Source organism: Pseudonocardia sp. Cha107L01 (assembly GCF_052566575.1).
In genome coordinates, this window is record NZ_CP199579.1 from 2019518 (window position 1) to 2042472 (window position 22955).

Below are 22955 nucleotides of genomic sequence, written 5' to 3' on the forward strand. Positions count from 1 at the left end.
CTCAGAACGTCTTGTCGAGGCCGTTGGTGGGGGACGGCGGGATCGGCGGCACGGTCGGGTAGGGCTCGAACGGCAGCGGTTCCTTGTGATCGAGCGGGAAGTACTCCGGCACCCGGCCGGTGGCCCGGGCGTAGGCGCAGGCGATCGCGCCGCAGGTGGCCGCGACGCCGAACTCGCCGACCCCGCCCGGCTCCGGGGCCTCCGAGTCCTCGATGACGATGATGTTCATCTCGGGCGGGGTGTTCCACTGCCGGGTGTAGAAGTAGTTGTCCCAGCTCGCCTCGACGAAGTGGCCGTCGTCCAGGTGCATGCTGGCGGTCAGGGTCATCGCCAGTGCGTCGTTGATCCCGCCCATCATCTGCGCCTCGACGCCGCGTGGGTTGATCACGAGCCCGATGTCGACGACGTAGGTCACCTTGGTGACGCGGGGGCCGGTGCGGGCCTGCCGGATCTTCCGGTTCACCGTGTCCGACCGGCAGTCGATCTCGACCACACACGCCGCCGCGCCCTTGTACTCCACGTGCATGCCGATGCCCTGCGCGGTGCCGGACCTCATCGACTTGCCCCAGTCGGCTTCCTTCGCCACCCGCTCGAGCACCCGGCGCCAGCGCTGCTGCTTGGTGAACGCGGCCCGGAACTCGTAGGGGTCCTTGCCCATGGAGGCCGCAATCCGGTCGACCATCAGCTCCCGCGCGGTGGCCATGTCCGGGGAGTAGATGTTGCGCGTGCTGCCCGTGTTGAACCGCATGTCGACCTCGTTGAGGAACCGGGTCGAGACGCCGAAGTCGTAGGGGTTGAGCTGCGTGGTCTCGAAGATGAACTCCGAGACCGTGAGGTTGCCCAGCGGGGCCTTGGTCGCGGCGGCCGTGATGGCCTCGGACAGACCGGGGTTGATCTCGGTGGCCACGCTGGTGTGCCGCTGCTCGAAGCTGAGCACGGTGTCCCCGGCGACCTGCGCCCGGACCCGGGAGGTGGCCATGGGGTGCACCCGGCCCTGCCGGGAGTCGTCCGCGCGGGTCCACATCAGCTTGACCGGCTTGCCGAACTTCTTCGAGACCTCGGCGGCCTCCAGCGCGGCGTCGTAGAACAGCTTGCGGCCGAACGACCCGCCGCCCTCGGTCACGTGGAAGGTCACCGAGTTCTGCGGCAGCCCGAGCTTCTTGGCGATGTCCGCCTGGGCGGCGATCGGGCTCTTGGCGGGCCCCCAGATCTCGGCCCGGTCCTTGCGCACGTCGGCGATCGCGCAGTTGGTCTCCAGGGCGCTGCCGCCGCGGAAGTAGAAGGTGAACTGGCCCTCGATGGTCTTCCCGGCGCCCTTCGGCACGGCCAGCGGCAGCTCGGCCCGCCGGAGCTTCTTCAGCACCGACTCGTCGTCCTCGCCGTGCACCGTGCCGGCGTTCCAGCGCACCTTCAGCTCATTCACCGCGTCGATGCACTGACCGAACGTCGCCGCGCGCACCGCCACCCCGGCGCCGACCACCGCCACGTCGGTGACCCCGGGCATGCTGCGGACGTCGTCGAGGTTGTCGACGCCCTTCGGGTACCCGTTGAGGTCCGGCGCCCGGCAGATGACCGTGGGCAGCGCGTCGGGGATCCGCAGGTCGGTGGCGAACTTCTTGCGGCCGGTGACGATGGCGTGCGCGTCGGTCTTGGTGTGCGGCTTGCCGATGACGGTGAACTTCTCGCGGTCCTTGAGCACCACCTCGACGGCCCTGTCCACCGGGCTGGCGGCCGACTCGGTCAGCTTCCCGAACGGCAGCGAGTGCCCGTTCGCGCCGGTGATCAGGCCCGCCCGGCTGCTGAGTACCGCCTTCTCCTGGGACAGCTGCGCGGCCGCCGCATCCAGCAGGGCGCCGTGGGCCAGCGCGGCGGCCACCCGGATCGGCGTGAAGGTGGTGAACGTCGTGCTCGACCCGCCGGTCAGCTGGTTGAACACCAGTTCCGGCCGGGCGTCGGCCAGCGTCACCTGCACCTGGTCGACGTCGAGGTTCATCTCCTCCGCGATGATCATCTGCGTGGAGGTGATGATGCCCTGGCCGTTGTCCGAGCGAGGTAGCGCGAAGGAGACCGTGCCGTCCCGGTGCACCGTGATCTTGATCAGGTTCGCGGTCGGCCGGGCCGCGTCCCGGAGGGCGTCCAGCAGGTCGTAGACCTCGGGGGTCTGCGGTGTGCCGGGCAGCTTGGGCAGCTCCGGGATGGCCGCGGCCCAGGCCGGGGTCGTGCCGAAGAGGCTGCTCCCGCCGAGTTCGGCGGCGACCACCAGGGTGGGCGCGGCCAGGAGGTAGCCGAGAAATCGTCGACGGCTGGCGGTGCGGGGGGCGGCACAGGCGTCGGGGCGCGGCCGGGTTGTCGCGCGGTGAGTGGGCATCGATGTCCTCCACCTACGAGGGGGCGGGGACGGACAGGCAACCAGGCTCGGCGAGCTCGCACAGGGAGCTCGTCGTACGGCGGACACCCTTGTCCCCATCCATCGGCCGCGGCAACTGGGGAGCGTCCGCGGTCGATGGTGAATGTCTTCAGAAACGAGCCCGAAGCGCAGAAGGTGTGTGGAACAAGGCGCCCGGACGGGTGATGGCGACGGCACGTCCGGGTGGTTGTCGGCACATTGTGTAGTCGATTCCGTGTCTGCGGTACCGATTGGTCTATGGCACCGACAATGCGGAGTTCACCGGGTTAGGCCACAGCCTGCTCAGGTGCCGGCAGTGCGGCAACGATGCGATCGACGACGAGCGGATTCAGCAGCATTCCGATGTGTCCAACATCGGCGACCGTGACGTTCTGAACTTCGGCGTGGCCGGGCACCGACCGGCGGCCCGGCACGATCAGGTCGAGGGTGCCCGTGAAGGCCAGCCATCGCACACCGTCCGGGTGTGGAGCCGCTGCCAGGCGACGCAACAGCGGCGAGCCCGCCCGCAGCGCCCGGACGGTCGCCCCGAACGGACAGAGGTTCGCCCACGGCGAGCCACCAAAGGGCGTCGCGATGGTCACGACTGTATCCACCTGTCCGTCGAGGCGACCGTCGGCGAAAGCCTGGGCGATGACGATCCCGCCCAGGCTGTGTCCAATCAGATGGACCTTGTCCGCGCCGGTCTCCGCCAGCAGCCGCTCAACCCTGGCCGTGAGCTGGTCGGCGACCTGTTCCACGGAGGTTCCGAACGGCGGGTAGTTGATCGCGTCGACGATCATGCTCCGGTCACGGAGCGCTCGCGCGAGGGCGAACCAGCATGACTTAGTGCCCCCGAGGCCGTGCACGAGCAGTACCGGGAACGCGGCCGGCGCAATGCTTCTTCTCGCGATCGGCGCCAGCGCATCGACTGCCCGCTCGACACTGGCGCCGGCCCGGCCCAACGGTGCCATCGCCGCGAGGGCCGCTATCACCGCCACCTCGCTCACCTGCGCCACAGCCGCGCGCCCGATCGTCCGGGTGAGCGGCCGCGTGGCCGCACCGAGTAGGGACATCATGTTCGTCCTCCCGTGGAGCGCCCGAGGGTCGGGGCCGCGCGCCGATGCCCTATGAGCCTCGCGGTCGCCGGGGCGGGTGTCATCGACGCCAGCAGTCATCGATGTTTCGGGCTGCCTGGCGTCGCCCACTACCTGCTAGCTGGAATCGCGAGCGCTCCCCTGGGTGACTCCCGTCAGGGTGAGTGGCCCGAGCGCGGGCCCGCCCGGCTCAACTCGCCTACACGACCACGTGCTCAGTCATTGATTGGCGTTGTGGCCAAACTTGGGCCGCGGACCGCGTTGCAAAACGAACCGCCTGCCCGCATTCACGAGCGTCGGTTCACAACACAGATAGGGCGCGCTCGCGAAGAAACCTTTAGTGGGCGCACTCATTTTCGAACGCGCACTCACTAAAGCAGGGACAGGTCGCCCTGTGTCAGATCTCGCCCATGGGAGAAACGACACCCAGCCCGCTACTCCTATCAGTCGACGGACGAGCTAGTCGGACCAGTAGACCCAGGTGATGTGTCCGAATGGTTTCGTTCGGAACGCCGAATTGTAAACTAGCCCGGCGATCGGGGACCGACGATCCCGCCTGCGCTGGCAGTGCAACACGGTGCGATCGAGGACGCGCGTTCGGCGGGTCCAAATATGTCGTAATGGTTACATCCGGAAAACCTTCGGTCACATGACGGCTTTATGGGCCTCAACCCGTTGCCAACACTCGTTCCGCCGTGGAAGTTAAATACGGCAATTTCGGAGGCTCACCGACCGCGCCATCCATCCAACTCACCGGAGGTATTCTCATGAAGCTCCCACTTGCCCTCGCACTCGTCATTGGGCTCATCGGTGCCGTTCTCACGTGGTTGTATGTCGGGCCCCTATCGGGTCTGGGTCTGTTCATCCCCGCCACGTTCCTGGGCGCCGCCACCTACTTCGCCGCCGGGGGCGATATGGCAGCACTCAAGAAGACCACGCCGGCCATTCTCTGGGGCGTGGTGTGGGGGACCGTGATGCTGGTCGTGCTGACGAAGGCGGGCAACCCCGCCCTGGTGGGCATCGTCGTCGGGGCCTTCACCGCCATCACCATCCTCGGTGCGCTCATCCCGATCTTCGGGTTTGTGCCGGGTTCTGTCGTCGGCTTCGCCACCACCGCTGCCTTCGGGCTCTTGACCAAGGCCTCCGGCACCGACTTCTCCCTGCCCAGCGGCCCCTTCACGGTCATGTTGCTGTCGTTCGTGATCGGCGGCCTGTTCGGCTACGTCGCCAGCCTGCTCGTTGGCAAGCTCGTCTCGGCTCGTACGCCAGCGTCCGCGTGACCGACCGATGACCCACTCGCAGACCTCACGGGCCCGGCAGCTGTGGCGTGCTCTCGTCGCCGGTAAGCAGCCGGACCCGGATCCGGACAGCCAGGACACAACCCAATCCTCGAACGGGGAGCGGATTTCCGTGCCCACACTGACCGACGTCGAGCAGAAGAGCCTCGCCGAGATCCTGCATCCCTCGTTGCCCGAGGGGTCCTCGATCTACGGTGCCACGAAGGTCTTCCCGGACTACCAGGCTGAGCCCGGCGAGGTGTACTTCACCCTGGTGCACGGCATCGCGCACGAGTCCAGCGTCAGCTTCGTGGCCATCCTGCAGGCCACCCGCGCGTTGCGGAAGGGCTTCGAGTCAGCCCTCTACTTCTACGGGCCAGGTTCACTGAACTGTCTCGCCACCCGGGGCTTCCCGACCACCGGCACGTCCGCGTTCCCCGGTGAGCACAACATCAACAACCAGCTCGCCACGTTCATCGCCGAGGGCGGCAAGGCGTTCTGTTGCCGCTTCGGGCTGTCGCTGCACGGCGTCCGTGAGGAGGACCTGATCGACGGCGTCATCCCGACGCACCCGCTGGACGTGCAGGACGCGCTGATCCACTACGCGCGCAAGGGGGCCATCATCAACTCGACCTACATGTTCTGATGGCTCACACCTCGGCCCAGCGCCGCGCCGAGGCCGGGTCCACCGATGACGACGCCGTCATCGGTGGGCGTAGTTCGGCGCCCCATGCCGGTCGTACCTGGTTTCGGTGCTGCAAGCCTCTCGCAAGCCGCATCCCGCAGTGTGTGCGGAGCAGCGCCGACGAAGGAGAGCAGCAGGATTGGACGACACCGGCCCCGCCAGGACCACCCGCGCCGGCCCGGCGCCCCTCGATTGGGGCATCGGGCATTACGAGCACACCGCCGCCGACCTACTTCCCGCGGCCCGTCGGCTTGTCGAGGTCGCCGGGGTCGAGGCCGGTGAGACGGTCGTGGACGTCGGCTGCGGCACCGGCAGTGCCGCGTTGGTCGCCGCGGCGCGAGGTGCGGCGGTACTGGGGGTCGACCCGGCGGCCCGGCTGTTGGCACTGGCTCGTGAACAGGCCGCCGCCGCCCACCTCGACGTCGAGTTCGTGGCCGGAGCCGCGGCCGCGCTACCCGTCGAGGACGCTGGGGCGGACGTTGTGCTGTCCTCATTCGGTGTGATCTTCGCGCCGGATCACCGTGCGGCCGCGGCCGAGTTCGCCCGTGTCCGCGCCCCGCGTGGCCGGATCGTGTTCAGCGCCTGGCTGCCTGGTAGCCCGGTCATCGAGATGAACCGACTCGCCGCCACCGCGGTCCGCGAAGCTCTGGGCATCGGACCCGGACCCGCACCGTTTCCCTGGCACGACGAGGCGGCGATCGCGGAACTGTTCGTGCCCTACGGGCTGCGCGTCACCGCTCAGCGTGAGGAGCTGATCATTACCGCCGCGTCCGCGGCGGCTTACCTCGAGCTGCAGTCACGCTCCCACCCACTCGCGATCAGCGGTCTCGCGGTGGTCGACCGGCATGGGGACGGGACTGCGCTGCGCGCCCACCTGCTCGATGTGCTCGAGAACGGGAACGAGTCCGACACCCACTTCCACACCACCAGTCACTACCTGATCACTACGGTCCGATAGTTGGACCGTAGTGATCAGGCTCCGCGGACTGCGCCTCGCGTCGGGGTCACTTGATCTGGACCTTGTCACCGGGTTTGAGGGTGGCGTAGAAGCGCTGCGCGGCGGCCATGCTCAGGTGCACGCAGCCGTTGGAGGCGGTGGCCGGGTTGTCGGCGTGGAAGGCGTCGCCGGGGTAGAAGAACACCGAGTAGGGCATGGGGGCGTGGAACTCGGTGCTGTAGTAGTGCGCGTCCTTGGACAGCACCGAGAATGTGCCCTTCGGTGTCTTGGCCTTCTTCGATCCGCCGTGCGCGGGCACCGGCCCGTAGGTGATGTGCCCGGCCCCGTCGGTCAGCCACGCCTGCTGCTTGGACAGGTCCATGCACGCCTTCGCGCTCGCCGAGCAGGGGGTGCTCGAGTGCGAGGTCGGCGCGGTGGCCGCCAGGTCGGTCACCGCCGGGGTGGGCGTCAGGCCGCCCGCACCGGCGGTGACCAGCACGGCCGCGACCGCCAGCGCGACCGGCCCCGGCGTCCTCCTACGCACCGACCGGAACCATGTCCTGGTGACCATCGGCTGCCCCTCACGCTGCTGTGACCGCGGGTCCCCGGACGGTGGACCTGCTCCAACGGAGTGTGACACGGGAGATCGCCGCGGCGGTGCTCCCGACGACCCCGCTCATTCACAGAGTTCTCAGCAGACGGCCAGCCGGTGCGGGCCGGCGGGAGCACCAGAGTGTCCTACAGGTCTGGCCCGTGCGGGCACAGGTCCCGCACACCGAGCCCGCCCAGGTCAAGGAAGTGCTTCCGATAGCACCGCTCGCCCTCGATCGGCACCAGCCGCAGCCGCCCGGGCGCGGCCTCCTCCGGCAACAACTCGAGGACGACCGCGAAGCCGCGCAGCACCGGCCCGCGAAGGCCGACGTACAGGGTCTCGCCGTGCACCGCCAGCCCCTCCACGTCGAAGCCGTTGTCCTTGGCCGGAATGGCCAGGAACGGCGCCAGGTGCTCGTCCTCGGCGAGCAGATTGGCCAGGTTCGGCTCGCCGCGGCGCCGAACAACGCGCTGGTGCGGCCGTCGTCGGTGCTCTTGACCAGCTCCGGGAGCCCGTCGGGACCGTCCTGCACGGCAAGCCGGGCGATCACGTAGCTCAATCTCCATACGCCCGTTGTACCCGCCCGTCGACCTCGGGTGTGCCTTCGTCGAGGAGCGTGGCGATGCTGTCCAGGCCGCTGAGCCGGACAGCGGCCGACCCGGGCGACCCGTCGGGGGCGAGCAGCCGGAGGGTGTGTCCGCTGTGCAGGACCTCTTCGGCGGTCTCGTACAGCAGCTCGATCCCGACACTGCCCAGGTGGGTGACCGCTGTCAGGTCGACCGACAGCGGGAGCAGCCCGCCTCTGCTGAGGTCGCGGAGACGACTCCGCAGCGGGCCGGCGGTGGTCATGTCGACCGGGCCACTGACCACCGCGCAAGGTCGCCCATCCGTCCGGGTCAACGTGATGCGCAGGTCCGCCGGGGTGTCGTCGGCGTCGGCGGGGTCGGAGCCGCGGGTCGAGGTGGAGCCGAACACGGGCGCCCGGCGCAGTTCGCGGTCGAAGGCAACCAGGGTGCCCGGGGCGAGGTCCTCGAGCTCGACGGTGTCCACGCACTGCCGGATCATGATCATCCCGCGTCCCCGGTGGCTCGGGTCGACCGGAGGCGTACGCCAGCGGCCGCGGTCGGTGATCGTGAAGGATGCCCGCCCGTCGCCGGTGAGCGAGCCTTCGACCCCGACGGTGCCGCTCGAGTCGCGGTAGCCGTGCTCGATCGAGTTCTCGACGGCTTCGCCGACAGCCAGGTTGACGGCCAGCACGTCCTCCTCGCTGGCCCCGGCCGAGACCAACCAGGCCGCCAGCTCACGCCGGAGCCGGGACAGCTCGGGCCGGTCGCTGGTTACCTCGACGCAGACCGGCGAGGGCGTGGAGCCGAGCACCTCGACCGCGAGAAGGGTCGCGTCGTCACGCTGACCCGCACGGGTCACGGTGTCCACGGTCAGCTCGCACACCAGGTCGAGCGCCCGTGACGTGGGCCGCACCTCGCGGTACCGGAGCCGGGCGGTCGCGGCGGCCGTGCCGAGCGCCGCGAATCCGTCCTCGAGGGTGCGACCGCTGCGCTCGACGAGCCCGTCGGAGTAGCACAGCAGTACCTCACCCGACTCGAGTGAGGTTTCCGCGATCTGGTGCGCCGGGCCGGGTAACCCCAGCGGTCCGCCGACGGTCAGCGGGAGGTTCCGGTGCCGGCCCCCCGCAGTGATCACCATCGGTGGGGGATGACCGCAGCTGGCGGAGTACAGCTGCCGCCGCCGCGAGTCGAGCACCCCGACCCACGCGGTGGTGCCCCGGGCCCCGGGCACCCTGGCGACGAACCGGTCCAGCCTGGCCAGCGCCTCGCCGGGGTCCGCGCCCTCGACCAGGAACCCGGTCAGTACCGCACGCAGCTGACCCATGACCGCCGCCGCCGCTGCCCCGTGCCCGACCACATCACCGACGGTCAGCGCGACCTGGTCCTGCCCGAGCGGGATGGCGTCGAACCAGTCGCCGCCCGCGGTGTGGTCGGTGGCGGCCGCCCGGTAGTGGGCGGCGAGGTTCAGGCCCGGCAGCACCGGCAGCGCCCTCGGGAGCAGGTTGCGCTGCATGAGCAACATCGCCGCCCGGGTGTCCTCGTACCGGGTGCGCACCTCGGCCACTCGTTGCTCCATCGCGCGCAACCGTGATATGGCGTGGCCGGCGTAACCGGCGATGGCGGTGATGACGGCCTGCTCGGTGACGTCGATGGACTGCGGGGTCGCCCACACGAACACCAATGCGCCCAGCGGGCCGTCCGGGCCCGGCACGGGTGCACAGGCGGTGGCCTGGCGATTCGGGGCCGCCCAGTCGGCGTGCAGCGGCGGATAACGCTCGGTCAGCTGTTCGAGGTTCTCGACGAACACCGGCCGCCCGGTGCGGACGCACTCCGCCGCGGGCTGGTCGGCCGTGAGGGGAATCCGCTGGTACCGCTGCCGGATCTCGACAGGCAGAACATCGTTGCGCAGCCGGACGAGGTGTTGGCCGTCCGGTTCGAGCAGCGCGATGTCCACGTACGCGGGGGACTGCGGCTGGTTGCTGACCAGGTTCGCGACGGCGACCGAGATCTCGGTCAGCGTGGTGGCGGCCGTGAATGCCTCACTCGCGGCCAGCAGCACCTGGCTGCGGGCCAACGCGTCGGCTACCCGGGCGGCCAGCCGCTGCCGCTCGGCCTCGGCCTCGGCTGGTTCGGTCATCGCGCCACCCCGTCCCACCGCCGACCCGGGCTCCGATCCAACAAGTCGATCGGAACCCGGTCGATACGCACTTCGCGCACGCCGTCTGTCGGCGTACGGGGACAGCCACCCGTGAAGACAGAGAGAGTGGCCCGACCACCCTGGTCGGGCCACTCTCCCCACGGTCTGACCGGGACCGGCGCGGTCTTTCGGTCGTGCCGCCGACCCTTGTCCTGGCTCAGGCCGTGGCGGGCAGCACGTGGTCGCCGACCTTGTCCTGGCTCAGGCACAGCGAGCAGACCACCGCGTCGTGCGTCTCGCACTTGGCCATGTCCGGGCGCTCGATGTCCTGGCGGCACACGTGGCAGTGCAGGACCTCGCCGGACGGGTTGCCGAACTCGTCGTACATGGGCAGGTCGATGCCGTCGCCGGTGCGGCGCAGGTAGTACCTGCCCCGGGTGGCGACCGCCAGGATCGGCGGCAGGACCAGTGCCAGCACGATGGCCACCAGCGGCGAGAACGGCTGCAGGCCGGCGCCCAGCCCGCCGAAGAAGACCACGATGGACACCCCGGCCGAGATGAGCATCGAGCCGAAGCCGACCGGGTTGACCGGGTAGAGCATGCCCCGGCGGAACTCGGGCTGCAGCGGTGAGATCTTGAGCAGGTACTTGTTGATGACGATGTCCGAGGCCACCACGACCACCCAGGACATCCCGCAGTTGGCGTAGAAGCCCAGGATCGTGTTCAGGAAGTCGAACATGTTCGCTTCCATCAGCACCAGTGCGACCAGCAGGTTGAAGCCGAGGAACACCAGGCGGCCCGGGTAGTGCTTGGTGACCCGGGTGAACGAGTTCGTCCAGGCCAGCGAGCCGGAGTACGCGTTCGTCACGTTGATCTTGATCTGGCTGATCACGACCAGCACGACGGCCAGTGCCATCGCGGCCCACGGCGGCATGATGTCGCGGTAGATCTCCAGGAACTGGTGCACCGGCTGGTTGGCCACGGCTGAGACGTTCTGGCCGCCGGCCACGTTGGCGATGATGTAGACGGCCAGGAACAGGCCCACGATCTGCTTGATGGCGCCGAAGATCACCCAGCCCGGTCCGGCCAGTACCACGGCGGTCCACCAGCGGCGGGAGTTCTCCGGGGTGCGGGGCGGCATGAAGCGCAGGTAGTCGATCTGCTCGGCGATCTGGGCGATCAGCGACAGGCACACGCCGGCGGCCAGGAAGATGGAGCCGAGGCTGGTCGCGCCCTTGCCGCTCTCACCCTGGTAGGCGAAGAAGGTGGCCACCGACTCCGGGTGGCTGATCAGCAGGTAGGCGAACGGCGCCACCATCAGGATCAGCCACAGCGGGGTGGTCCACAGCTGCAGCTTGGACAGCAGCGACATCCCGTACATGACCAGCGGGAAGATGATCAGTGTGGACGCGGCGTAGCCGGCCCAGAGTGGCACGTGCAGCCCGAGGTTCAGGCCCTGCGCCATGATCGAGCCCTCGAGGGCGAAGAAGATGAACGTGAACGTCGCGAAGATGACGTTGGTGACCACCGAGCCGTAGTAGCCGAAGCCGCTGCCCCGGGTGATCAGGTCGAGGTCCAGGTTGTACCGGGCGGCGTAGTAGGCCAGCGGGAACCCGGTGGCGAAGATGACCACCGCGAACACCAGGATTCCCCACAGCGCGTTGACCGTGCCGTAGGAGATGCCGATGTTCGCCCCGATGGCGAAGTCGGCCAGGTACGCGATGCCGCCCAGCGCGGAGATCGCCACCACGCCGGTACCCCACCGGCGGTAGGAGCGTGGGGCGAACCTGAGCGTGTAGTCCTCCAGGGTCTCCTTCGCCGCGGTACCTGTGGCCGTCGGCGCGGCCCTGCTCACTGGCGTTGTCTCGTGCGACACGACTTTCTCGTTGCTCATCGCTGGCACCCTTCGAGGCGCGGTGGCCGGATCGTGCGTTGCTGTGCGGGGGGACGGCGGCGGCCCCATGAGCTACAGAGCAAACACCGGTGCGCTAAACGGCCGCCAAGTGTTCGCTAAGCGCGGCGTCGGGCCGGGCTCAGAGCAGCTTCTCCAGCGCGGGAGCGACGCGGTCGTGCTCGGCCGCGATGGCGGCCACCAGCGGCGCCAGCTCCGCCGGCGCCCCGCTGTGCGACTCCGCTCGCTGACACAACTCGGCCAGCGCCGTCGCGCCGAAGGTGGCGCCGAGGCTCTTCAGGGTGTGCGTGGCCCGGTGCACCGCCCCCGCGTCACCGGCCGCGACCGCGGCGCGCAGGGCGTCGAGCAGTGGCGGGGTCTCGGCCAGGAAGTCCTCGACGAGCCCGGCCAGCGCCTTCGGATCGTCGCCGATGAGCTCGCGCAGGTTCGCGAGCGCGGTCGGATCCAGGACGGCTGGACCGGGGTCGGGAGCCCGAGGGGTGCAGTCGCCCAACGCCCGCGCCAGCTCCGTCCTGGTCAGCGGTTTGGCGAGGTAGTCGTCCATTCCGGCGGCGAGGCAGGCCTCCCGGTCGCCGCGCAGCGCGTTGGCGGTGACGGCGATGATCCGGGGCCGGCGGTTGTCGAGGCGCGCCCGGATCTCGCGCGCCGCCGCGAGCCCGTCCAGCTCGGGCATCTGGACGTCCATGAGCACCACGTCGTAGTCCCGGCGCCGTACCGCAGCCACCGCCTCCACCCCGTCGCTCACCAGATCGGCGGTGTGCCCCAGCTTCGCCAGCAGCAGCTGCACCAGGCGTTGGTTCACCGGGTGATCCTCGGCGACGAGGATCCGCAGCGGGGGTACGGCCACCTCGGCGGCGGATGCGGTGACGGGGGCGGCGGGGGCGGCGAAGATGCCGATCAGGGTTCGGTACACCTGCGACCGGTTGAGCGGCTTGGTCAGCACGGCCGCCAGGTCCGCGCTGCCGAGATGACGCGGGCGGCCGAGCGAGGTCAGCAGGACGAGCGGCAGTTCGGCGCCGTGCGGGGTCGCTCGGATCGCCTCGGCCAGCGCCAACCCGTCCATCCCGGCCATCTGCAGGTCGAGGATCGCGAGGTCGAAGCGCGCGCCTTCGGTGATCCAGCGCAGCGCGGTCGCCGGCGAGGCGGTGTCGGTGCCGTGCATGCCCCACGACCCGGTGTGGCGCAGCAGGATCTGCCGGTTCACCGCGTTGTCGTCGACGACGAGCACCCGCTTGCCGGCCAGTTGGGGGGCCGTGTCCGGTACCGGGTCGCGGCGGGCCAGCTCAGCGGCAGCGGCCCGGACGGTGAACGTGACGGTCGAGCCCACCCCCACGATGCTGATCGCGGCGATCGTCCCGCCCATGAGGTCGCACAGTCGCCGGCAGATGGCCAGGCCCAGGCCGGTGCCGCCGTAGCGGCGGGCCGTCGACGCGTCGACCTGGGTGAACGAGTCGAAGATCGACCCGATGCGGTCGGGCGGGATGCCGATCCCGGTGTCGCGGACGGCGAAGCTCCACTCGTGGGTGCCGTCGGGCCGCGCCGGATCGGACAGGGCCCGCGCGCCCACCGTGACCAGCACCTCGCCGCCGCGCTCGGTGAACTTCACCGCGTTGGAGAGCAGGTTGAGCAGTACCTGCCGCACCCTGGTCACGTCGCCGACGAGGGCCTCGGGCACTCCGGGGTCGATCACGTAGAGCAGCTCGAGGTCCTTGCGGGCGGCGTCGGCGGCGACCAGTTCGAGCGCGCCCTCCACGCACTCGGCGACGTGGAAGGGCGTCCGCTCCAGCTCGAAGCGACCGGCCTCGATCTTGGAGAAGTCGAGGATGTCGTTGATGAGCAGCAACAGGGAGTTCGCGCTGTCGCGCACGATCCCGGCGAACTGGCGCTGCTCGGTGTCCAGCTCGGTCTCCAGGAGCAGGCCCGACATGCCGATGACTGCGTTCATCGGGGTACGGATCTCGTGGCTCATCGTCGCGAGGAAGGCGCTCTTGGCGGTGTTGGCGCTCTCGGCGGCCACCGCGGCCTGGCGCAGCGCGTCCTCGGCCCGGACCCGGTCGACGACCCGCCCGAGCTGGGTGCCGACGTCGGACAGCAGGGCGAGCAGCCGCTCGTCGGGCGCGGTGGGGCGCGACGAGAAGAACTCCAGCACCGCGACGACGTCGTCGCCCGCGAGCACCGGGAAGCCCATGCCGGCGCCCAGATCCGGTGCGGCCGATGCGCGGGGGAAGTTCGGGTCGCGCAGCACGTCGGTGATCCAGACCGGCTCACCGGTGGCCAGCACCCGTCCCGGCAGGCCGACTCCGCTGGTCATCGGCGTGCGCTCGGTCGCATCCCGGAACTCCGGGGAACCGCCGTGCCAGATCGACGACGAGACGAGCTCGCCGCCCTCGCGCCAGTAGGCGTGGCCGACCTTCCAGCCCGTGTGTGCGCAGACCAGGTCGAGCACCTCCCCAGTGGCCGCCGGCAGATCAGTGGCCTGGTGGGCCGTGGCGGCCACGCGGTGCAGCAGCTCCAGCTCGCCTGTCCGGGCCCGTACCCGCTCCGCCATCCTGTTGAAGCGTCGGGCCAGGGCGCTGATCTCGCTCACCCCGCCCACCGGCGCCCGCACGTCGTGATCACCCTCCGCGATCCGCGCGGTGGCGTCGTCCAGGTCCAGTACCGGCCCGATGACCGCACGCCGTGTCACGGCGGCGAACACCGCCATCCCGGCGAGCAGCAGCAGGGCGACCGCGATCGCGCCGACGGACCAGTCGCGGGCCCGGCCGGCGGCCAGCGCGGTCTCCCGGCTCGTCCGCTCGTCGACGAGGGTGAACACCTGCCCGATGGGCTCCATGATCTGGGCCTTGGCATGCAGGTAGTCCGCTCCGTAGAGGAGTGCGGTGGCCCGGTCATGGGCCGGGCCGGGGGCCGAGCCGCCCGCCTGGACCATGGCGAAGGCCTGCTCCTCGATCCGGGCCAGCGCATCCGACCGCGACTTGGCGGACGCGAGCAGCCGTAGCTCTTCGGCGCTGAAGCCGGCCTGCGCCGCCAACGTCGCGAAGCTGACCGGGGGGCCGAACGGCGTCGGCCGCACCCCGGTGTCGGTGACGAAGTCCCAGTAGATCTGGTCGTAGCCCTCGGGACGCGGCGCGGTGCCGTCCCGGATGGCCAGGATCTCCTGGAACCAGGTCAGGTACCGGGGTTGTCCGGTCGCCACGTAGCTGCGGGCCATCCGGGTGAGGTCGTCGGAGGTCTGGCGCAGCTCGTAGGCCAGCCGCAGCGACTCGGAACGCCGGGCCTCCGCCGTGGTGGCGTCACTCATGCTCCGTTCCGCCAGCAGGCTCAGCAGCAGCAGGACACCGAGCAGCACGACCCCGATGCCGACCCCGCACTGGACGAGCCGACGCAGCGAGGCCCGACCCCCCGTGCCGGTGCGCCAACCGTTCACGAGTCCGCCCCGGGGACACCCGCGGGTCGGGAAGCCTCGGGTCCACTCGGGGCGGGCGTCCCCGCGCGGGCCCGGTCGACCTCTGCGCGCAGCGTGGCGATCTCGTCGCGCAGGGCGGACTCGCGGGCCGTCACGTCCCGGGTCATCTGCTGCAACCGGCGTGCGAGCCTGCCCACGACGTCGTCCCTCGCCGTCTCGTCGTCGAGCCCGGCCGGCCCGCCCGCGACGACCTCGTCGACCCGGCGCAGGTAGTCGCGCTCGACGTCACGCAGCCGTTTCGCGGTGAGGGAGGAGCGCAGCCGGGCGCGCAGCACTGCCGCGCTGAACGGCTTCGGGAGGTAGTCCGTCGCGCCGAGGTCGATGCAGCGCACCATGCTCTCCAGCTCGTGCACCGCCGAGACCATGATCACCGGCAGGTGGTTCAGCCGGGGGTCCGACTTGATCGCGGCCAGGGTGGAGTAGCCGTCCAGCACCGGCATCAGCAGGTCGAGCAGCACGACGTCGTAGTCGTCCTCGCGCAGCATCTGGAGGGCGCGCCTGCCGTGCTCGGCCGCGCGCACCTCGTGGCCCAGCTCGGTCAGGGCGGTGACGAGCAGGCGGCGGTTGATCCCGCTGTCGTCGACGACGAGCACCCGTCCCGGCTCCTCGCCCGGCTCCTCGCCCGGCTCCTCGGACAGCGGCGCGGACGTCGGCCCGGACGTCTGCCCGGACGTCAGAGCTGCCTCGGAGGTCGCCGTTTCCCGGATCGCCGGCTCCGGCGGCTCCCAGGCCAGATCCGCGTCGTGGCACAACACGGCGTGCTGCAGTGCCTTGAGCGGCGCGCCCGGCTCCAGCCCGAGCTCGTCGCGCAGTACCCGCCGCCCCGCCTGGTATGTGGCCAGCGCATCGGCCTGGCGACCGGAGCGGTAGAGCGCGAGCATCAGCTGAGCTCGCGGCCGTTCCCGCAGCGGATACTCGCTCACCCGCTGCTCCAGCTCCGCCACCACCGCCGTGTGCCGACGGAGCGACAGCTCGGCGTCGACCCGGTCCTCGGCGCAACACAGCCGCAGCTCCTCCAGCCGGGCGGCCTCGGCCTGCGCGAACGGCGCGTCCACGACGTCAGCCAACGCCGCGCCCCGCCACAGTGCGCCGGCCCGCGCCAGGAGCTCGGCCGCCAGCTCGGGGTCGTCGTCGTCGAGGGCGAGGCGCCCTTCCTCGGCGAGCCGGACGAACTCGTGCGCGTCGATCGCACCGGGCTCGGCGCGCAGCACGTACCCGGGCGTCGAGGTCACCAGCAGGCTCGCCGGCGTGCCGCGCGGTCGGTCCGGCTCGAGCGCGCGACGCAGGTTGGACACGAAGACCTGCACGGTGGCCGCGGCCCGCGCCGGGGGGTCCACCGGCCACAGGTCGTCGATCAGCTGGTCCAGTGAGACCACCCGGCCGGCCCTGACCAGCAGCGCGGTGAGCACGGCTCGCTGCTTGGGCCCACCCATCTCCACGCGGTTACCGTCGCGCCACACCTCGACCTGGCCGAGAAGCCGGAACTCGATCAGGGCTCGGCCCTCCTCCGGTTCGGCGACGTTGACCACTCCCTCCCCCGATGGTTACCGGCGTGTGTGCAGGAGAAGTAAGCAACATGTCACGTTCTCGTCAGTGCGCGCCTCACTTGCCCCTACCTCCAGAATGGAACGGTGATCGAACCGGACCCGCTCGCCGACCCGTACCTGTGGCTCGAGGAGGTGACCGGTGACCGGCCGCTGGAGTGGGTGCGGGCCCGCAACGCCGAGTCCCTCGCCGAGCTGACCACCGGCGAGCGCTTTGCCGAGCTCCGCGACGGGATCCGGGAGGTGCTCGACTCGGACGAGCGCATCCCCTACGTCCGCCGCCGGGGCGAGCTGCTCTACAACTTCTGGCAGGACGCCGAGCACCCGCGCGGCCTGTGGCGCCGCACCACGCTGGAGAGCTACCGCACCGGTGAGCCGGACTGGGAGCTGCTGCTGGACATAGATGCACTCGCCGCGCTGGAAGGCGAGAACTGGGTGTGGCAGGGCGCCGCGGTCCGCAAGCCGGAGTACGTCCGAGCGCTGGTCCAGCTCTCCCGGGGCGGTGCGGACGCCACCGTGGTCCGCGAGTTCGACCTGCCGACCCGGTCATTCCTGCCCGGTGCGGACTCTGCTGACCCCGGTTTCGAGCTGCCGGAGGCCAAGAGCCGGGTGGGCTGGGTGGACGCGGACACGGTGTTCGTGGGCACCGACACCGGGCCGGGTTCGATGACCACCTCCGGGTACCCGAGGGTGATGCGCCAGTGGCGCCGGGGCACCCCGGTCGCCGAAGCGCCGGTGGTGTTCGAGGCGTCCGAGACCGACGTCTCCGCGTTCGCGGTCCACGACGACACCGAGGGCTTCGAGCGGGACCTGGTCGGCCGCGCCCCCGACTTCCACACCAGCCTGGACTACCTGCGCCGGCCCGACGGATCGCTCGAGCTCATCGACGTCCCGCCGGACGCGGAAACCGATGCGCACCGCGAGTGGCTGTTGGTGCGCCCGCGCTCGCCGTGGACCCTGGGCGAGACCACCTACCCGGAGGGGTCGCTGCTGGCCTTCGGGTTCGACGACTACCTGGCCGGGGGGCGGGAGGCCGCCGTCCTGTTCACCCCGACGCCCCGTCGGTCGCTGAGCTACCACGCCTGGACGCGGCACCACCTGATCCTGCTGGTGCTCGAAGACGTGACCACCCGCACCGAGGTGCTCACCCCGGAGCGTGGGTGGGCCAGCTCGCCGCTGCCCGGCGGTTCGGAGCTCGGGTCCACCGACATCGTCGGAGTCGACCCGGACGCAAGCGACGAGTACCTGCTCGACGTCAGCGGGTACACCCAGGCCTCGACCCTGCTGCGCGGCGACCTGGCCACCGGCGAGCTGGAGACCCTGCGCCGGGCCCCGGAGTTCTTCGACGCCACCGGGATGACCGTCCAGCAGTACTTCGCCGTCTCCGACGACGGCACCCGGATCCCCTACTTCGTGGTCGGCGGGCAGGCGGACGGCGAGACCGACGAGGCCGGCCCGGTGCTGATGACCGGCTACGGCGGTTTCGAGGTCTCGTTGACGCCGCACTACAGCGGGATCCTCGGGCGGGGCTGGCTGGCCCGGGGCGGCCGCTACGTGGTGGCCAACATCCGCGGCGGCGGCGAGTACGGGCCGGCCTGGCACACCGGCGTGCTGGGTGAGCACCGGTATCTGGCCTACCAGGACTTCGCCGCCGTGGCCCGCGACCTGGTCGACCGCAAGATCACCACCGCGGACCGGCTGGCCATTCACGGCGGCAGCAACGGCGGACTGCTGATGGGCGTCATGCTGACCCGCTACCCGTCGCTGTTCGGGGCGATCGTCATCCAGGTACCGCTGCTGGACATGCGCCGCTACCACCTGCTGCTGGCCGGCGCGTCCTGGATGGCCGAGTACGGCGACCCGGACAACCCGACCGACTGGGAGTGGATCTCGAAGTACTCCCCCTACCAGAACCTGCCCCGCGACGCGTCACTGCCGCCGGTGCTGGTCACCACCTCGACCCGGGACGACCGGGTGCACCCCGGGCACGCCCGCAAGATGGTCGCCCGGATGCGGGAGTACGGGTACCCGGTGGACTACTACGAGAACATCGAGGGCGGACACGGCGGGGCGGCCGACAACGCCCAGCGGGCCTTCCAGTGGGGGCTGGTGCTGGAGTTCTGCTGGCGGCACGTGGGATGAGGCGGTGGGCCGCTCAGGGCATGCGGCGTCACCGGCCGGTCCGCGCCCAGTCGTCGTAGGCGGTCCAGGCCCGCAGCGTCAACCTGCTCCGGAAGCGGCGCTGCTCGCCGGTGATCGGGTCGGTGAACTCGAGCGTCTTGGCCAGCAGCTGCAGGGGGCGGGTGAAGTCGTCGAGTGGGGTCTCGGTGAGCACCGGGTAGAAGTCGTCGCCCAGGATCGGCACGCCCAGCCCGCTCATGTGCAGCCGGAGCTGGTGGGTGCGGCCGGTCGTCGGGGTCAGCCGGTACCGGCCGAGGCCGTCGCGGTGCTCCATGAGCTCGACGAGGGTCTCGGCGTTCGGTGGGCCGGGTACCTCCTGGGCCGTGATGACGCCCCGCTCCTTGATGATCCGGCTGCGCAGCGTGCACGGCAGGTCGAGCGTGGGGTCGTACCGGGCGATCGCCTCGTAGGTCTTGTGCACCAACCGGTCCCGGAACAGCGTCTGGTACGCCCCCCGGCGTTCCGGCCGGATCACGAACATGATCAGCCCGGCGGTGACCCGGTCCAACCGGTGCGCCGGGCTGAGCGCGGGAAGCTCCAGCTCGCGGCGCAGTCGGACCAGTGCGGTCTGCACGATGTGCTTGCCGCGCGGGATCGTCGCCAGGAAGTGCGGTTTGTCCACCACGAGCAGGTCGTCGTCGCGGTGCACGAGGTGGATCTCGAACGGGACCGCGACCTCGTCGGGCAGGTCCCGGTGGAACCAGAGGAAGTGCTCGGGCACGAACGGGGCGTCCAGGGCGACCGGGCCGCTCAGGTCCACGATCCGCTGCTCCCGCAGCATCGTGTCGATGCGCCCGGGTGCCACCCGGGGTAGCCGGTCGACCAGATGGTCCCGGATGGTCGCCCACGGCCCCTCCGCCGGCGTGCGCAGCCGGACCGCGTCGAGGCCGTGTCGTTGGGGGAGTGGCGACCTGAGCTTGCGCCTCATCGCGGTTGAGTTTAGAGCGTGTCTACCGGCCCCATGCCGAGCGAGCGATGATCCGGGTGCTGAGTCACCGAGGGACACCCACGCCCGAGCAATCGCGAGGCTCTGTTTTCCTCGGGCGTCCAGGCCATGCGAAGAGGAGACCGATGCCGTCGTCACGCTCTGCCGTGACGCCGCGTCACCGACAGAACGCCCTGATGTTGATCCGAGCACGTCCGTCGCCACCGAGACCAACGCGTAGCCGTGGGTCGGGACCACAACCCAGCGCCGCGCCGCCGGCTGGATGATCTGGGAGCCACGCGCCGGCGAGCGTGTCCGACGGTCCGTGATCCGCGGCGTCACGCAGCTGGGTGTCCCGTCGTGCGTGCGACCGGACGCCCCGGTGGGACAGGATTGCGGCAGGTCGGCACCGGGGGTGGGAGGGAATGGGCGCACACACGCTCGACGAGATCGAGCGCGGGCTGCTGCAGGCGTTGCAGATCGACGGGCGGGTCCCGTTCCTCGCCGTCGGTGAGGTGCTCGGGGTGTCCGACCAGACCGTGGCGCGGCGCTACGCCCGCTTGCGCTCGGTCGAAGGCGTCCGGGTCACCGGGGCGATCTGGCCGGAGGCGCTCGGTGATCAGCTGTGGCTGGTGCGGGTGCAGTGCGCCCCGGAGGCCGCCGCCGGGTTGGCCAGGGCGCTGGCCCGCCACGATGAGACCTCCTGGGTGCGGGTGGCGTCCGGGGGCGCGGAGATCGTGTGCATGGCGCGCATGTCGGCCGACGCTTCGCCGGACGAGCACACGGTGCTCAGCCGGCTGCCCCGCACGCCGAGGGTGACCGGAGTAAGCGCGCACTGCGTCCTGAAGGTGTTCTTCGGGGGTCGGGAGAGTCTGCTGGACAAGGACCACCGGTTCACCGCCGAGCGGTTCGACCGGCTGCGCCCGCCGCCGCCGCGGCCGACCGGGGACCCGGTGGAGCTCACGGCCGGCGACCACCAGCTGATCAAGGCACTGGGGCAGGACGGGCGGGCCGGCTACCGCCACCTGGCGTCGGTGACCGGGTGGTCCCAGACCACGGTCCGGCGGCGGCTGGCCGAGCTGCGCCACAGTGGCGTCCTGTACTTCGACGTCGACGTCGAGCACGCGCTACTGGGGCTGCACTCGGCCGCGGCACTGTGGCTGTCGGTGGAGCCCGGCCAGCTGGCCGCCGCCGGTGAGGCGCTCGCCCGGCATCCGCAGGTCGGTTTCGCGGCGGCGACCACCGGGGCGTACAACCTCTACGCCGGGGTGGTGTGCGCCAGCAGCCGGGCGCTCTACGAGTACCTGACCGGCCCGATCGCCGCCCTGCCGGGCCTGCGCTCGGTCGAGACCGCGCCCATCATGCGGTTCTTCAAGAAGGTCTCCCCCGCCGTCGAGTGACGAACAGGGTGACGTTTCCCCCCGGGTAATTGCGCCGCTTCAGGACCCGTGATGTCGAATAGCGCCGGTATCACCGCCACTCCTGGATGGGGGAGTTCTCTCGGAGGCATGCTCGTCGGGTCCGGGCGCGGTGCCGGACGGCCTCGATACGGGGGACGAGCGCGAAGGAACGACCGATGACCAGCGAGACCACGATCGGGCCCCGGGCGGGCGACCGGACGGCGCCGGACGCAGCGACCGCGGTGGCGCGGCGCCCCCGAGCGGGCACCACCGAACCGGTCGTACCGCCGCCCTCGCCGGCGCCAAGGCCGACACCGCCCGCACCGCGGAGCCGAGGCGGTGGCGGCTGGTTGTTGCCGGTGCTGGTGCTGGTCGTGGGTAACTTCATGGCGGTTCTGGACGTGACGATCGTGAATGTGGCGGTGCCGGCGATCCAGAAGGATTTCGGTGGCTCGCTGGATGACGTGTTGTGGATCGCCACCGCGTACACGTTGATGCTCGGTGTGGTCGTGCCGGTGAGCAGTTGGTTGGGTGAGCGGTTCGGGCTGGCCCGGGTGTACGTGTGGTCGTTGGCCGGGTTCGCGGTGGGTTCGGCGCTGTGCGGGCTCGCCGGCAACCTCGGGACGTTGATCGTGTTCCGGGTGCTGCAGGCGATCCCCGGCGGGATCATGCCGGTGGTGGCGATGACCCTGCTGTACCGGATCGTGCCCCGCCAGAAGCTCGGCACCGCGATGGGGATCTTCGGCCTCGGCATCATCTTTGCGCCCGCGGCCGGCCCGGTGCTGGGCGGCTACTTCGTGCAGTACCTGGACTGGCGGCTGGTGTTCTACGTCAACGTGCCGGTCGGGCTGCTGGGCGCGGTGGCCGCGGTGCTGATCCTGCCGAAGCTGTCCGGGCGGCGCGGGCGCAGCTTCGACGTGCCCGGCTTCCTGTGCATCGCCGGCGGCCTGTTCGCGGTACTGCTCGCCGCCTCGGAAGGCTCGGACTGGGGTTGGGACGGCTACCGGATCCGGATGCTGCTGGTCGGCGGGGTACTGGGCCTGGCCCTGTTCGTGGTTGTCGAGCTGCACGTCGCGCAACCGCTGCTCGACATCCGGGTGTTCAAGGTCTGGCCGTTCACCTCCTCGCTGCTGATGCTCTCCGCGCTGCAGATGAACCTGCTCGGCATCTCCTTCTTCGTCCCGGTGTTCCTGCAACAGGGACAACAGAAACAGGCCTTCGACGCCGGGATCCTGATGCTGCCCTCGGCGGTCCTGACCGGGCTGCTGATGCCCATGGTCGGCAAGCTCTACGACAAGATCGGCCCCCGCTGGCTCGGCGTGTTCGGGCTCACCATCTGCGCCTACGGCACCTACCTGATGTCCGCGATCACCCCCGAGATGACCCGCACGGACATCATCTTCTGGACCAGCGTGCGCGGCATCGGCCTCGGCCTGTCCATCATGCCGATCATGACCGCCGGACTCGCCGCCCTACCCGCCGCACAGACCAACGAGGGCAGCGCCCTGAACAACGTGGCCCGCCAGACCGCCGGCGCACTCGGCCTCGCCGTCCTCAGCGCCATCTCCACCAGCCAACAGGCCCAACTCCTCGCCGACCGGGGCACGCTGATGCCGGCGGGCACCCTGGCCGGGGACCTCTCCACGCCGGGCGTGTTCGCGCAGCTGTACGGGCGCTACGAGTACCTGTCGAGCCAGGTCCTGGCCACCTCCTACGCCAACCTGTTCCTGGTCATCGCCGCCGTGACCGGCGCCGGGGTACTGCTGGCGATCTTCATGCGCAAGCCGGACCGGACCTCGGGGCCCGCCGCGGCGGCGTCGGCGGGTCACTGATCACCCTGGAGCAGCTGCCGG

At 70.5% G+C, this 22955-nt stretch carries 15 protein-coding genes; 6 read left to right on the forward strand and 9 right to left on the reverse strand.

The annotated features are described in order from the left end of the window. Nucleotide 1: 1 nt before the first annotated feature. A complete protein-coding gene (locus ACTXG6_RS09710; protein ID WP_445187423.1) occupies nt 2-2368 on the reverse strand; it encodes a molybdopterin cofactor-binding domain-containing protein in 2367 nt (788 codons plus the stop codon). A gap of 305 nt (nt 2369-2673) precedes the next feature. Further along, nucleotides 2674-3393 carry an alpha/beta fold hydrolase gene (locus ACTXG6_RS09715; protein ID WP_445187424.1) on the reverse strand — a complete coding sequence of 240 codons (720 nt, stop codon included), beginning with the start codon at nt 3391-3393 and terminating at the stop codon, nt 2674-2676. Between the two features lie 854 nt (nt 3394-4247). Here ACTXG6_RS09715 and ACTXG6_RS09720 point away from each other — a divergent pair. The 3 genes from ACTXG6_RS09720 (at nt 4248) to ACTXG6_RS09730 (ending at nt 6400) form a co-directional block, all read left to right on the forward strand. Further along, nucleotides 4248-4760, forward strand: coding sequence for a DUF1097 domain-containing protein (locus ACTXG6_RS09720; RefSeq protein ID WP_445187425.1), 513 nt, complete (start codon nt 4248-4250; stop codon nt 4758-4760). A 130-nt stretch (nt 4761-4890) separates the two neighbouring features. After that, nucleotides 4891-5403, forward strand: a complete 513-nt coding sequence (locus ACTXG6_RS09725) for an MSMEG_0572/Sll0783 family nitrogen starvation response protein (protein WP_445187426.1) — start codon at nt 4891-4893, stop codon at nt 5401-5403. 178 nt (nt 5404-5581) lie between these two features. Beyond that, entirely contained in the window at nt 5582-6400 is an 819-nt protein-coding gene (locus ACTXG6_RS09730) for a class I SAM-dependent methyltransferase (RefSeq protein ID WP_445187427.1), read from the forward strand. A gap of 46 nt (nt 6401-6446) precedes the next feature. Here the strand turns inward: ACTXG6_RS09730 and ACTXG6_RS09735 are convergent, their stop codons facing one another. From ACTXG6_RS09735 to ACTXG6_RS09760, 6 genes are all read right to left on the reverse strand, one after another. Further along, entirely contained in the window at nt 6447-6923 is a 477-nt protein-coding gene (locus ACTXG6_RS09735; RefSeq protein WP_445187428.1) for a L,D-transpeptidase, read from the reverse strand. 194 nt (nt 6924-7117) lie between these two features. Continuing rightward, on the reverse strand, nt 7118-7537 hold the full coding sequence (locus tag ACTXG6_RS09740; RefSeq protein ID WP_445187429.1) for a DUF3616 domain-containing protein: 420 nt from the start codon (nt 7535-7537) through the stop codon (nt 7118-7120). Beyond that, complete coding sequence (locus tag ACTXG6_RS09745) at nt 7527-9674, reverse strand: SpoIIE family protein phosphatase (protein ID WP_445187430.1); 2148 nt, start codon at nt 9672-9674, stop codon at nt 7527-7529. The genes ACTXG6_RS09740 and ACTXG6_RS09745 overlap by 11 nt, the downstream gene beginning before the upstream one ends. Before the next feature lie 217 nt (nt 9675-9891). Continuing rightward, the gene (locus ACTXG6_RS09750; protein WP_445187431.1) at nt 9892-11568 is read right to left on the reverse strand and encodes a purine-cytosine permease family protein; all 1677 of its coding nucleotides are present in this window, start codon (nt 11566-11568) and stop codon (nt 9892-9894) included. A gap of 139 nt (nt 11569-11707) precedes the next feature. Next, nucleotides 11708-15013 (reverse strand): response regulator, encoded by a 3306-nt coding sequence (locus ACTXG6_RS09755; RefSeq protein WP_445187432.1) that lies wholly within the window; start codon nt 15011-15013, stop codon nt 11708-11710. Next, the gene (locus tag ACTXG6_RS09760) at nt 15010-16581 is read right to left on the reverse strand and encodes a BTAD domain-containing putative transcriptional regulator (protein WP_445187433.1); all 1572 of its coding nucleotides are present in this window, start codon (nt 16579-16581) and stop codon (nt 15010-15012) included. The genes ACTXG6_RS09755 and ACTXG6_RS09760 overlap by 4 nt, the downstream gene beginning before the upstream one ends. A 105-nt stretch (nt 16582-16686) precedes the next feature. Here ACTXG6_RS09760 and ACTXG6_RS09765 point away from each other — a divergent pair, with 105 nt between their 5' ends. Beyond that, complete coding sequence (locus ACTXG6_RS09765; protein WP_445189965.1) at nt 16687-18738, forward strand: prolyl oligopeptidase family serine peptidase; 2052 nt, start codon at nt 16687-16689, stop codon at nt 18736-18738. A gap of 28 nt (nt 18739-18766) precedes the next feature. Here ACTXG6_RS09765 and ACTXG6_RS09770 read toward each other — a convergent pair whose 3' ends face one another. Next, nucleotides 18767-19705 carry an RluA family pseudouridine synthase gene (locus tag ACTXG6_RS09770; protein ID WP_445187434.1) on the reverse strand — a complete coding sequence of 313 codons (939 nt, stop codon included), beginning with the start codon at nt 19703-19705 and terminating at the stop codon, nt 18767-18769. A 422-nt stretch (nt 19706-20127) separates the two neighbouring features. Here ACTXG6_RS09770 and ACTXG6_RS09775 point away from each other — a divergent pair, with 422 nt between their 5' ends. After that, nucleotides 20128-21102, forward strand: coding sequence for an Lrp/AsnC family transcriptional regulator (locus ACTXG6_RS09775; RefSeq protein ID WP_445187435.1), 975 nt, complete (start codon nt 20128-20130; stop codon nt 21100-21102). A gap of 176 nt (nt 21103-21278) precedes the next feature. Continuing rightward, complete coding sequence (locus tag ACTXG6_RS09780) at nt 21279-22934, forward strand: MDR family MFS transporter (protein WP_445187436.1); 1656 nt, start codon at nt 21279-21281, stop codon at nt 22932-22934. Nucleotides 22935-22955: the final 21 nt, after the last annotated feature.

Bases quoted from the DNA above. Each gene is read 5' to 3' on its own strand.
- ACTXG6_RS09710 (WP_445187423.1), bottom strand. From the start codon at position 2,368: ATGCCCACTCACCGCGCGACAACCCGGCCGCGCCCCGACGCCTGTGCC.
- ACTXG6_RS09720 (WP_445187425.1), top strand. From the start codon at position 4,248: ATGAAGCTCCCACTTGCCCTCGCACTCGTCATTGGGCTCATCGGTGCC.
- ACTXG6_RS09740 (WP_445187429.1), bottom strand. From the start codon at position 7,537: ATGGAGATTGAGCTACGTGATCGCCCGGCTTGCCGTGCAGGACGGTCC.
- ACTXG6_RS09745 (WP_445187430.1), bottom strand. From the start codon at position 9,674: ATGACCGAACCAGCCGAGGCCGAGGCCGAGCGGCAGCGGCTGGCCGCC.
- ACTXG6_RS09750 (WP_445187431.1), bottom strand. From the start codon at position 11,568: ATGAGCAACGAGAAAGTCGTGTCGCACGAGACAACGCCAGTGAGCAGG.
- ACTXG6_RS09770 (WP_445187434.1), bottom strand. From the start codon at position 19,705: ATGAGGCGCAAGCTCAGGTCGCCACTCCCCCAACGACACGGCCTCGAC.
- ACTXG6_RS09775 (WP_445187435.1), top strand. From the start codon at position 20,128: ATGGGCGCACACACGCTCGACGAGATCGAGCGCGGGCTGCTGCAGGCG.
- ACTXG6_RS09780 (WP_445187436.1), top strand. From the start codon at position 21,279: ATGACCAGCGAGACCACGATCGGGCCCCGGGCGGGCGACCGGACGGCG.